The sequence below is a fragment of the Chitinophaga sp. RCC_12 genome, assembly GCF_041360695.1.
In the GTDB taxonomy this organism is placed as follows: domain Bacteria; phylum Bacteroidota; class Bacteroidia; order Chitinophagales; family Chitinophagaceae; genus Chitinophaga.
The window spans coordinates 1,173,877-1,185,789 of record NZ_JBFUPS010000001.1 but is presented as its reverse complement, the minus strand read 5'-3'; the positions used below and the strand labels follow the sequence as shown (position 1 = coordinate 1,185,789).

At 47.5% G+C, this 11,913-nt stretch carries 11 protein-coding genes; all 11 read left to right on the top strand.

Going from position 1 to position 11,913, the window contains the following annotated elements; genetic code table 11:
* The first annotated feature begins 3 nt into the window (after positions 1–3).
* The 11 genes from AB6805_RS04565 (at position 4) to AB6805_RS04515 (ending at position 11,879) form a co-directional block, all read left to right on the top strand.
* Positions 4–1,134: an XrtY-associated glycosyltransferase XYAG1 gene (locus AB6805_RS04565; protein WP_370908275.1), complete on the top strand. Its 1,131-nt coding sequence runs from the start codon at positions 4–6 to the stop codon at positions 1,132–1,134.
* Positions 1,135–2,040, top strand: a complete 906-nt coding sequence (locus tag AB6805_RS04560; RefSeq protein ID WP_370908274.1) for a glycosyltransferase family 2 protein — start codon at positions 1,135–1,137, stop codon at positions 2,038–2,040.
* Positions 2,041–2,046: 6 nt separating this feature from the next.
* On the top strand, positions 2,047–2,628 hold the full coding sequence (locus AB6805_RS04555; RefSeq protein ID WP_370908273.1) for a WcaF family extracellular polysaccharide biosynthesis acetyltransferase: 582 nt from the start codon (positions 2,047–2,049) through the stop codon (positions 2,626–2,628).
* Positions 2,625–4,061 carry a capsule assembly Wzi family protein gene (locus AB6805_RS04550; RefSeq protein ID WP_370908272.1) on the top strand — a complete coding sequence of 479 codons (1,437 nt, stop codon included), beginning with the start codon at positions 2,625–2,627 and terminating at the stop codon, positions 4,059–4,061. Before AB6805_RS04555 ends, AB6805_RS04550 begins: the two co-directional genes overlap by 4 nt.
* Before the next feature lie 14 nt (positions 4,062–4,075).
* On the top strand, positions 4,076–5,311 hold the full coding sequence (locus tag AB6805_RS04545; RefSeq protein ID WP_370908271.1) for a WcaI family glycosyltransferase: 1,236 nt from the start codon (positions 4,076–4,078) through the stop codon (positions 5,309–5,311).
* Between the two features lie 34 nt (positions 5,312–5,345).
* Complete coding sequence (locus tag AB6805_RS04540; protein WP_370908270.1) at positions 5,346–6,731, top strand: undecaprenyl-phosphate glucose phosphotransferase; 1,386 nt, start codon at positions 5,346–5,348, stop codon at positions 6,729–6,731.
* A 58-nt stretch (positions 6,732–6,789) separates the two neighbouring features.
* The gene (katE, locus tag AB6805_RS04535) at positions 6,790–8,931 is read left to right on the top strand and encodes a catalase HPII (RefSeq protein ID WP_370908269.1); all 2,142 of its coding nucleotides are present in this window, start codon (positions 6,790–6,792) and stop codon (positions 8,929–8,931) included.
* A gap of 61 nt (positions 8,932–8,992) precedes the next feature.
* Positions 8,993–9,658, top strand: a complete 666-nt coding sequence (locus AB6805_RS04530) for an epimerase (protein ID WP_370908268.1) — start codon at positions 8,993–8,995, stop codon at positions 9,656–9,658.
* Positions 9,659–9,899: 241 nt separating this feature from the next.
* Entirely contained in the window at positions 9,900–10,589 is a 690-nt protein-coding gene (locus AB6805_RS04525; RefSeq protein WP_370908267.1) for an NUDIX domain-containing protein, read from the top strand.
* Between the two features lie 4 nt (positions 10,590–10,593).
* Positions 10,594–11,139, top strand: a complete 546-nt coding sequence (locus tag AB6805_RS04520) for a prolyl hydroxylase family protein (RefSeq protein WP_370908266.1) — start codon at positions 10,594–10,596, stop codon at positions 11,137–11,139.
* 8 nt (positions 11,140–11,147) lie between these two features.
* Entirely contained in the window at positions 11,148–11,879 is a 732-nt protein-coding gene (locus AB6805_RS04515) for a metallophosphoesterase family protein (protein WP_370908265.1), read from the top strand.
* Positions 11,880–11,913: the final 34 nt, after the last annotated feature.

The window sequence follows — 11,913 nt, the reverse complement described above, 5'->3', positions numbered from 1 at the left end:
TTTATGAAGATACTTTTTATTGTTCCTTCCTACAAACCGGCCTACGTGTACGGAGGTCCTATTGTAGTAATAGCGCGGCTGGCGGAGCAACTGGTGTTAATGGGGCACCAGGTGGAAGTATATACTACCACGGCCAACGGCGCCAGGGAACTGGATATAGCGGCTAACACGACGGTGATCATGGATGGGGTAAAGGTAACCTATTTCAAAAGGATCACCGGCGATCACACGCATGTGTCGCCGGCATTGTGGAAAGCGGTTTGGTCTAATGCAAAACAGTTTGATAAAGTACATATCCACTCCTGGTGGAATTTCCTGGTAATGGGCGCTTCTTTTATCTGTAAATGGAGAAAGCTAAAACCGCTGTTATCTCCGCATGGCATGTTTTGCGACTATGTGCTGACGGCGCGGAACAACCGGAAGAAGAAACTGCTGCATACGGTAATGGGTAAACGTTTATTAAAGAATACTTACCTGCATGTATCGTCGGAACTGGAGTGGAAGGAATGCCGGCAGGTGAATACTCACTGGGAGGGCGGACAGGTGTTTAACCTCGTGGATTTACCGGAAGGGAGTTTTGTGCGGAAGGAGAACGAGGTATTTACCATCAGTTTTCTTTCCCGGGTAGACCCTAAGAAGGGACTGGATCTGCTGATCCGCGCATTAGCGAAGGTAACATTTCCCTACCGGCTGCAGATCGCCGGCAGTGGCGATGCGCAGTATGTAGCAGTATTAAAGGAATTAATTGCGTCGCTCGATATGGATAATAGCGTCGAATGGGTAGGTTGGAAAGGCAGTGAGGATAAATTTCATTTCCTCGCTGCCACCGACCTTTTTGCGCTAACCTCCCGTAATGAAAACTTTGCCATTGTGGTGATTGAATCGCTGTATGCCGGTACGCCGGTGCTGATCAGCGATCAGGTGGGACTGGCAACCTATGTGCAGCAGCATGACCTGGGCTGGATTACCGGAATCGATAGCGTGGAGATGATTACAGCGCAGCTCACTGCTGCTTACCAGGAAAAGGGGCAACGGCAAAGGATTACACGGTCTGCCCCTTTACAGATCCGTAATGATTTCAATGATGCCACGCTGGCATCGTCTTATGTAGAACTGTATGAAAAATGTAGCTAGATGAAGATCGCGGTAGTTATACTCACATTTAATGAATCGTTGCACCTGGCACGCTGCCTGGAGAATCTCCGGCAAATAACGGATGAGCTGTACGTAATAGATGCTTTTTCAACAGATGATACCGTAGCGATTGCGGAAAGATACGGCGCAAAGGTTTTTCAGCGTAAATGGGTGAACTATGCCAATCAGTTTCAGTGGGCATTGGACCATTGCGGCATTGAAACACCCTGGATCATGCGCATGGATGCAGATGAATACCTGGAACCCGGACTGGTAAAAGAAATCCGGCAACGGATGGATAAAGTACCAGACGGTATAACAGGCATATATATACGCCGCAAGGTGTTATTCAAAGGTAAATGGATCCGCTTCGGCGGTTTCTACCCGCATACCCTGTTGCGGATATGGCGCAATGGGGTAGGCAGCATCGAACAGCGCTGGATGGATGAACATATTGTATTGTCCGACGGCGCTACGATGCTGTTTAAAGAACATATTGTAGACGATAACCTGAACTCCATTCACTGGTGGGTAAACAAGCATAACAACTACGCCATCCGCGAAATGGTAGACCTGCTGAACATCCGTTATGGCTTCTGGCAAACCGATGAAAGGCTGTTGCGGGAGAGTGGAACCCAAGCCAAACGCAAGCGCTTCCTGAAAGAGAAGGTGTACGCTTCTATGTCGCCGGGAATGCGGGCCTCGCTGTACTTTCTGTTCCGCTATGTACTGCGCTACGGGTTCCTTGATGGCTACAAAGGTTTCCTGTTCCATTTCATGCAGGGGTACTGGTATCGTTTGCTCGTAGACGTTAATGTGCAGGAATTTCAGCAAAAGCTCGATGGAAACGAAAGCCGGGAGGATATTATGGCATTGCTAAAACAGGATTATAACATTCATATCTGATATCACATGACCACTAATCTTGCTGCATTTAATACAGGCAGTTATTATGCCGGCCCTAAGTGGAAAGTGCTGTTATGGTACTTCTGTAACTACTATATTTTCAACAGTGCTTTCCCCTGGCCTTATGGGTTAAAAAGTAAGCTGCTGAAGCTGTTTGGCGCCCGTGTGGGGAAGGGACTAGTCATAAAAACAAAAGTGCGTATCAAGTATCCATGGTTGCTGACTATCGGCGATCATTGCTGGATAGGGGAATCGGTGTGGATCGATAACCTGGCTGCGGTAACATTGGGAGATCATGTTTGTCTTTCGCAGGGCGCCTTATTGCTTACCGGCAACCACGACTACAAACAACCGGATTTTCCTTACCGGCTTGGTCCTATTCATATTGAAAATGGCGCCTGGATAGGCGCCATGGCGGTGGTTTGTGCAGGTGTTACCTGTGGCAGTCATGCAGTATTGACGGTGAATAGTGTGGCATCAAAAGAGATGGAACCCTGGCTGATTTATTCCGGGAATCCTGCAGTGGCAGTTCGCAAACGGGAAATGAAGGGACATACAGTAACCCTGCTAAATACAGCGGCTATATGAAGAAATGGTGCTTACATATCGCGTTAATAATGGGCCCTGCCGCAGCAGTGGCGCAGGTTCACTTTACAGATTCGCTGGAGGTGCATGCCGGTGCAGTAGGAACTGTTGCTTCGAAAGACTACCAGCCGCTCTGGCTCATGGCGAATCATTTTGGCACTATCAGCGATCGTAAAGGAGATGTATCTACTCATGTGGGCTTCAGCAACGGGCATGTATGGAAAGAGGATTATTACGTCAGGTATGGACTGGATGTATACAATAACGACCAGTTTCATCAAACATTTATAGAGCAGGGATATGTAAAAGCTGGTTACAAACACTGGGAAATCAGGGCAGGGCGGTATGAGGAAATCATCGGGGAAACAGACAAAGACCTCAGCAGCGGCTCTATGGGAATCAGCGGCAATGCGCTCCCCATCCCGAAAGTAGGCATCGCGGTAACGCAGTATACCGATATTCCTTATACGAATGGCTGGGTGCAGTTCAAAGGACTCATCAGCCATGGCTGGATGGGAAATGACCAGTACATCAAGAACGCCTGGCTGCACGAGAAAAATTTCTATCTCCGCATAGGTAAAAGGAAACTAAAGTTATTTGGCGGCATACAGCATTATGCGGTATGGGGCGGTAACCGGAAAGATCTGCCAAAGATCACCGCCGACTGGCAGGGATTTATGGATGTGCTGCTTGTAAAAACGAAGGATGATGGAACGGTTGGTACCACCGATATACAGCCTAACCGGCCCGGTGATCACCGCGGTATTATAGAAGGGGGAATTGAGTGGGAAAACGACCAGTTGTCGCTTCGCCTGTATAATCAAACACCTTTTGAATCCGGGCAGGGCATTGATATCCGGAACATCGACCGGCTCCTGGGCGTTGTGTATACCAATAAGCAAGCCGGCAGCTGGCTGGAGAAGATTACAGCAGAGTTTCTTTATACGAAACAGATGAATGATTTCTTCCCGTTGCACCAGCGCGAAAGCTACTACAACAACGGCGTATATCTTACCGGTTGGGATTATCATGAGCGCGTGATCGGCACGCCGTTGTTCATCGACCGGGATCGCGGGCAGCATTACTTCCCCAGCATGAAGCCATTCAATTGGAATGATCCCAAGGATTCGCTGAGAGCAAAAGGAGGGAATATTATTAACAATCGTGTAATGGGAGTACATATCGGCGCACTTTATCATCTCCCGAAAAAAATTACCGGCAGAACATTAATTACCTACACACAGAATTATGGCACCTACACCAATACCGTCCTTTTCAAACCAATGAAACGGCAATGGTATACACTACAGGAGTTCCAGTACCAGGTGTCGTCGAAAGGGCTTGCCCTGAAAGCATCCATAGCAGTGGACCAGGGACAGCTCTCCGATAACGTGGGATTTATGTTGGGGGTATTGTGGAGCTGGCGGAAACAATAATAAATACAACGTATATGGGTAAACGAATATTACTGATAGGCGGCAATTTTTCACCCGAGCCAACGGGAATAGGAAAGTACAACGGAGAAATGATCAGTTGGCTGGCAGATAACGGGTACGACTGCACGGTAATAACTACTTATCCTTATTATCCGCAATGGCAGGTGCAATCGCCCTATGAACGCTCAAAGAACTGGTTTAAAAAGGAAGTACATCCGCAGGGAAAAGGAAAATTAACGGTGTACCGTTGCCCGCAATATGTGCCTGCAGAGCCTTCGGGTAAGAAAAGAATGTTACAGGATTTTTCTTTTGCAGCCGCTGCATTCGTAAAAGTGATGCAGCTGGTGTGGAAAAAGAAATATGACATAGTAATTACGGTGGCGCCGCCATTTCACCTGGGGTTACTGGCTGTTCTCTATAAAAAACTACGGGGCGCCAGCTTCGTGTATCATGTGCAGGATCTGCAAATTGAAGCGGCGCGCGACTTACAGATGATCCGCTCGCCACGGCTGATTAATATGCTGCTGAAACTGGAAAAGATGATTCTCCGGCAGGCGGATCATGTAAGCAGCATAGCAGACGGGATGATCCGTAAAATAAGTGACAAGGCGGGCAGGGAAGTATTTTATTTTCCAAACTGGGTGGATGTAACACAATTTCATCCGCTAACGGATAAGGCTATATTAAAGCAGTCGTTCGGTTTTTTGCCTACCGATAAAATTATATTGTACTCCGGCGCCATCGGTGAAAAACAAGGGCTGGAAGCCTTGCTGCATGCTGCTGCGTCCTGGCAACACCGGGAAGAAATGAAATTCCTGATCTGTGGTTCAGGCCCATATAAAGCGAAGCTGGAACAGGTAGCATCGCAGTTGCAATTAAAGAACACGATCTTTTTTCCATTGCAACCGCTTGCACAGTTTAATAACTTTTTAAACATGGCAGACGTACACCTGGTCATACAAAAATCACATGCCAGCGATCTCGTGATGCCATCGAAACTAACGACCATACTTGCGGTGGGCGGCATTGCACTGATTACGGCCAACGAAGGCACCGGCCTGCATGAGTTGGTAAGCCGGCATCAGATGGGCATTCTGGTGGAGGCGGAAAACCAGGAAGCCCTTCAAACAGGAATAGGCAGGGCCGTATGGGAAAATACTGCCGACATCGCAAGGAATGCCCGAGAATTTGCAGCCAGCCACCTTTCCATTTCGGGTGTGATGACGCGCTTTAAAGAACAGGTGGCGTAGCGCTTTCTTTTATTGATCAACCATATTCTATTTTATGCTGAACCGGTATCTCAAAATTTGCAGTATCCAGTTGATTGTGCTGGATTTTATCTGGCTGAATGTATTGTTTTTTTTAACCAGCTCCTGGTTGCAGCGGTACGACCGTATGCAGGATATTAATGTGGATATTTTCCTCGTGGTATCAAATCTCTCCTGGCTGGTGGCTTTATATACTACTGGTATTTATTTCCTTAGTCAACAGTTATCGTTTGACCGTATCGCCCGCAAAACCATACAGAGTATATTGTTGTACCTGTTGCTGTTGTTGTTGTCCTTATTTCTGACCAAGCAGTTATATTCCCGGTTGTTTATCCTGAGCTATTGCTCCAGCTTCCTTTGTATGGTATTGCTGGGCCGCTGGCTTTTTTACAAGGTAACCCGGCATATCCTGCATCGCAGCGGCGTGGAAAAGAAAGTGGTGATCCTCGGGTATAATGATCTTTCCAAACAGCTGGCGGACCAGTTGATAGGAGATAACAGCAATCTTAAGTTTGAAGGTTATTTTGAAGAATACAGCAACGTGCATGAGTTGTCTTACTACCCGGTGATAGGCAACCTGGAGGCTTGCGTGCCTTATGCACAGTCTAACAACATCCGTGAAATATATTCCACGCTATCTCCCGAAAAATTTCCTTACCTGTATACTTTGGCGAGGGAGGCAGAACTGAATCTCATTCATTTCCGCTTTGTGCCCGATTTCAAGTTGTTTGTAAACAGGCAGATCTTTGTGGATTACTTTAATAATATTCCCATTATATCATTGCGTTCTGAACCGTTGGATGATATTGCCAACCGTATCCGTAAACGTGTGTTTGATATTATCTTCAGCAGTCTGGTGATTGTTTTTATTCTTACCTGGCTGATCCCTTTGCTGGCGTTGCTGATCAAGCTGGAATCGCGGGGACCGGTGTTCTTTATTCAATATCGTACAGGCCGTAATAACCTGAATTTTCCGTGTTTGAAACTGCGGAGTATGTATGTGAATAACGAAGCGAACGCGAAGCAGGCCACGCGGCATGACAGCCGGTTTACGAGGATCGGGCGTATCTTGCGTAAAACAAACCTGGATGAAATGCCGCAGTTCCTCAATGTTTTTATGGGTGATATGTCTATTGTAGGTCCCCGTCCACATATGCTTCGTCATACCGAAGAATTTTCCCGGGTGATCCAGCAATACATGATCCGTCATTTTCTGAAGCCCGGTATTACCGGATGGGCGCAGGTTTGCGGTCTGCGTGGAGAAATTACGGAAGAATCGCATCTGCGCAAAAGGATTGAACATGATATCTGGTATATGGAAAACTGGTCCGTATATCTCGATCTCCGTATTATATTTTTAACGATCAGGAATACGATTAAGGGAGATGAAAATGCGTTTTGAATAGGTATGGTTTGTGTGAATGATTGGGTCCTGCCTCATCATTAAAATCACCAAAACCATGGCAAAGAAAAAAAATCCTATTATCGGAACGTCAAACAGGAAAGTGGATAGTCTTACCCCGCATACAGAAGAAGGGGTGGATCAATTCCTGACAACTAACCAGGGAGTACGCATTAATGATAACCAGAACTCGCTGAAAGCGGGCGAACGTGGTGCGTCGTTACTGGAAGATTTTATTTTAAGGGAGAAAATTACACACTTTGACCACGAACGCATTCCGGAAAGAATTGTGCATGCACGGGGAGAGGCCGCTCACGGCTATTTCAAGGTGTATGAGTCTATGGCGAAATATACAAAGGCCGGTTTCCTGCAGGATCCGTCGAAACAAACACCGGTATTTGTCCGCTTTTCCACAGTAGCGGGCTCACGGGGTTCTACTGACCTGGCCCGCGATGTGCGCGGCTTTGCGGTGAAATTTTATACAGATGAAGGGAATTATGATCTTGTAGGTAATAACATGCCGGTGTTTTTTATCCAGGATGCCATGAAGTTCCCGGATTTTGTGCACGCCGTTAAACCGGAACCACACAACGAAATGCCCCAGGCTGCTTCCGCGCATGATACCTTCTGGGATTTTATTTCTCTCGCACCGGAAAGCATGCATATGATCATGTGGGTGATGAGCGACCGCGCTATTCCCCGCAGCTTACGTATGATAGAAGGATTTGGCGTGCATACTTTCCGTTTTATCAATGCAGCAGGTGAGGGCAGCTTTGTAAAGTTTCACTGGAAACCTTTGCTGGGTGTCCATTCCGTGGCATGGGATGAAGCGCAGAAGATCTCCGGTAAGGACCCGGACTTTCATCGCCGCGATTTATGGAATGCCATTGAATCCGGAGCTTACCCCGAATGGGAATTGGGCGTGCAGATAGTAGCAGAGGAAGATGAACATAAGTTTCCCTTCGACCTGCTGGATCCTACCAAAATAATTCCTGAAGAAGTAGTACCGGTGATGCGCATCGGCAAAATGGTATTGAACCGTAACCCGGATAATTTTTTTGCGGAGACAGAACAGGTGGCTTTTCATCCCGGGCACCTCGTGCCGGGGATCGACTTCACCAATGATCCGCTGTTGCAGGGAAGATTATTTTCCTATACGGATACGCAGTTGTCAAGACTGGGCAGTCCCAATTTCCACGAAATTCCCATCAACCGCCCGATAGCGCCTGTGCATAATAATCAGCGCGATGGTCACATGCGGCAAACCATCAACCGGGGTGAAACCGCTTATGAGCCTAATACTATCAGCAATGGATGCCCTTTCCAGGCAAAAATGAAAGACGGCGGTTTTACTTCTTATGAAGAAAGAATAGATGCTAAAAAGATCCGTGGCCGCAGCGAAAGTTTCTTTGATCATTTCAGCCAGGCTGCTTTATTTTATAACAGCCAGTCGGAAGCGGAGAAAAGGCATTTGATCAACGCGCTGCGTTTTGAACTTGGCAAAGTAACCCGTACGGATATACGCGAGCGGATGGTCGGGGTTTTAACACAGGTGGACCGGTCACTCGCCGCGCAGGTGGCCGAAGGCTTAGGATTACCCGTGCCGGAGAAACCGGAGTATCCTGTTAACCACATACGGCCTGCGGATGCGGAGGTGGAAAGTTATGAGCCGCGAACCGTAAAACAGCAGGTAGATACTTCTCCGGCGTTGAGCATGGCCAATACCGTGAAAAATACGGTGAAGTCGAGGCAGGTGGCTTTCCTGGTGGCAGATGGCGTTTCCGGCAAAGACATTGCTCAGATGAAGGCAGATCTGGAGGCCGCAGAAGCGCAGGTGCAGCTGATTGCGCCGAAGCTGGGTGTCATAAAAGCAGATGGCGGCGCAGATCTTGAAGCGGATCAGAGCTTTCTTACGGCGGCATCCGTATTGTTTGATGCGGTATATGTACCCGGAGGCAAAGCCAGTGCAGCTGTGTTAGTCAAAGAACCTGCAGCGTTGCATTTCATCAACGAAGCCTATAAACATTGCAAGGCAATTGCCGTAAGTGGGGAAGGTGTGGAAGTGTTGAAGAAAACCTATCTGCAAACAGAAAATAATGAACCTGGTTTGTTGCTGAACAAAAGTGGTGAGGATTTTATAAACGCCATTGCACAGCATCGTTTCTGGGAGCGGGAAGCCAACGACAGCATCCCGGCATAGATATTTTATTAAGTTAAATGAAAGGTTTAAATTCAGGGATATCTGAAATTAAAATATTCCTATGGAGATAAGAGCCATTATTACAGGAAGTACCGGAATGGTAGGGGAAGGGGTGCTGCATGAATGTTTACTTCATCCGGATGTAAAGGAGGTGTTGGTGATTAACCGCAGGCCCTGCGGCGTGCAGCATCCCAAGCTAAAGGAAATCATTCATGAAAATTTTTATGACATGCTGCCTATCGCCACAAAGCTGCATGGATATAATGCCTGTTACTTCTGCCTGGGCGTTTCTTCTGTTGGAATGAAGGAAGACCGGTATAAGCGGGTCACGTATGATCTTACGATGGAAGTGGCTAAAACACTGGCCGCGCTCAATTCAGATATGACCTTTTGCTATGTTTCCGGCGCGGGCACCGACAGCTCGGGGAAAGGGCGCAGCACGTGGGCGCGGGTAAAGGGCAAAACAGAAAATGACCTGCTGAAGCTGCCGTTCAAGGCGGCGTATATGTTCAGGCCGGGGTTCATGTTGCCTACCGATGGACTGAGGTATACCCAGAAATATTATAAGTATATGACCTGGGCTTACCCGTTTTTCCGGCGGGTTTTTCCGCAGTGGGTGACTACGCTGGCGGAAGTAGGGCAGGCCATGATCAATGTTACCCGTTATGGCTATAAGAAACCGGTGCTGGAAGTAAAAGATATCCTGACTTTGGCCCATCATCCATAATACTGGTAACCTTCGGGATAGCGGTCTACTTTATATAGATGGCGGGGTGTATATTTGCATCTTGTTACTTTAACAGTGTAACAGTTGTAGGTTATGAGATGACTGGAATAATCCTATCCCGGGTCCAAATAAAAAAGGCGGTGCTTCGGCGCCGCCTTTTTGTTTACAGATAAAATCCCCTCATTTTTAGGTTATCTCCCTAAAAAATCTTTACTTCACGTTAAAATGACGCAAACAAAGTATGAAGTCTTTCCACGAGTATAAGAACCCCTCCCTGGCGGTAGACCTGGTGGTATTTGGCTACCACAATAATACCTTGTCGGTATTGCTGCTGAACCGTAAGGAGGAGCCGTTCAAAGACTGCTGGACCTTACCGGGCGGCTTCCTGCAAATGGAAGAGACCTTCCTGGACACCTGTTCCCGCATCCTGCAAACGAAGCTGGGCATGAAGGAAGTATTTCTCGAACAGCTTTATTCCTTTGACGCACCCGACAGGGATCCGCGTGGCCGGGTAATAGCTGTGGGATATTACGCCCTCATTAACCCCGCTAAATTTGATGTGGTGGCAGGTAGTATGGCCAACGATGTAAAGTGGTTCAATGTCAGGAAAATGCCTGCCCTGGGCTTCGACCATAAACATATTTTTAAACAGGCGCTGCAAAGGCTCCGGTCAAAGATCCAGTATTACCCTGTAGGATTTGAATTGCTGGATGAACTGTTTACCATTACGGAGTTGCATGAACTGTATGAGTGTATCCTGCAAACAACCATCGACCGGCGCAATTTCCGCCGCAAAATACTGGACGCCGCCTATGTGATCAACACCGGCCTGAAACGCGAAGGGTTGAAGAACAGGCATCCTGAACTGTACAAGTTCAATAAACAACTGAAGAAAAATAGTTTCCAGATCAATATTCCCACTGAAACCTGATGTTATGGAAAAAATCACTTACACCCCGGAAATCTTTACCGTCAAAAATTTCCTCAGCGCCGAAGAATGCGCCCAACTCGTAGAAAAAAGTGAAGCAATGGGCTACGAGGAAGCAACCGTAGACGTAGGCGGCGGTGTACAACGGATGATAAAAGGTGTACGAAATAATGAACGGGTCTTGTATAAAGACCTGGCTTATGCTACCTTTATCTGGGAACGGCTGAAAAATTTTGCTCCGGAAGGAAAAGAAAACAGAACCGCCTCCGGTGTGAATGAGTTGTTCCGGTTCTATAAATACAGCCCTGGACAACGCTTCAAAATGCACAAGGACGGCAGTTTTGAGCGGAACAGGATTGAAGCCAGCCAGTATACTTTTATGATCTATCTGAACGAAGCATATACCGGCGGGGAAACCATTTTTGCTTCCGGCGAAATTATCCGCCCGGAAACAGGTACCGCCCTGATATTTCATCACCCGTTGCGGCATGAAGGTGCGTTGCTTACCGCCGGTGTGAAATATGTGCTGCGAACAGACATTATGTACAAATAAAACAAAACATGCCCGCAACCTACGTAATAGGTGATATACACGGTGCGCTGAAAGCCCTCAAACAGCTGGTAGAGCGTATCGCGCCGAAAACAACCGATACACTGATTTTTTTAGGTGATTATGTAGATGGATGGTCTGAATCTGCCGAAACCATCACCTGGCTCATGGAATTGGCATCACAATACACCTGTATTTTTATAAAAGGAAACCACGACGCCTGGTGCGAATCCTGGCTGAATGGCGTAATGCCCGAAGCCTCGTGGCAACGCAATGGCGGTAAAGCTACGGTGGACAGCTTCAACAAACTATCGCCCGCAGCGCTGGAAGGCCACAAGGAATTTCTGAACCGCATGCGCATGTATTACATCGATGACCAAAACAGGTTGTATATACACGCCGGGTTCACTTCCACCCACGGCCCCGCCCATGAAAGGTTTGAACCCATGCTCTATTGGGACAGAAGCCTGTGGGAACTCGCCCTGGCAATGGACCGCAGCATTCCGAAGAACTCCATGTTTTATCCAAAAAGGCTGCTGCAGTTTAAAGAAATCTATATCGGTCATACCCCCAGCCTTAATTACGGTGAGGAGCTTCCCATGATTGCCTGCAATGTGCATAACATCGACACCGGGGCAGCATTCAAAGGCAAAATATCGGCCATGAATGTGGATACGAAGGAAGTGTGGCAAAGTGATGCCGTGTATTTGCTGTACCCGGGGGAGAATGGCCGGAATCCATAAAAAAAAAGCACCGGAATGCCTGAGCATTCCGGTG

Coding starts and splice junctions, on each gene's coding strand:
- AB6805_RS04565 (WP_370908275.1), top strand. CDS start 4: ATGAAGATACTTTTTATTGTTCCTTCCTACAAACCGGCCTACGTGTAC.
- AB6805_RS04560 (WP_370908274.1), top strand. CDS start 1,135: ATGAAGATCGCGGTAGTTATACTCACATTTAATGAATCGTTGCACCTG.
- AB6805_RS04555 (WP_370908273.1), top strand. CDS start 2,047: ATGACCACTAATCTTGCTGCATTTAATACAGGCAGTTATTATGCCGGC.
- AB6805_RS04550 (WP_370908272.1), top strand. CDS start 2,625: ATGAAGAAATGGTGCTTACATATCGCGTTAATAATGGGCCCTGCCGCA.
- AB6805_RS04545 (WP_370908271.1), top strand. CDS start 4,076: ATGGGTAAACGAATATTACTGATAGGCGGCAATTTTTCACCCGAGCCA.
- AB6805_RS04540 (WP_370908270.1), top strand. CDS start 5,346: ATGCTGAACCGGTATCTCAAAATTTGCAGTATCCAGTTGATTGTGCTG.
- katE (WP_370908269.1), top strand. CDS start 6,790: ATGGCAAAGAAAAAAAATCCTATTATCGGAACGTCAAACAGGAAAGTG.
- AB6805_RS04530 (WP_370908268.1), top strand. CDS start 8,993: ATGGAGATAAGAGCCATTATTACAGGAAGTACCGGAATGGTAGGGGAA.
- AB6805_RS04525 (WP_370908267.1), top strand. CDS start 9,900: ATGAAGTCTTTCCACGAGTATAAGAACCCCTCCCTGGCGGTAGACCTG.
- AB6805_RS04520 (WP_370908266.1), top strand. CDS start 10,594: ATGGAAAAAATCACTTACACCCCGGAAATCTTTACCGTCAAAAATTTC.
- AB6805_RS04515 (WP_370908265.1), top strand. CDS start 11,148: ATGCCCGCAACCTACGTAATAGGTGATATACACGGTGCGCTGAAAGCC.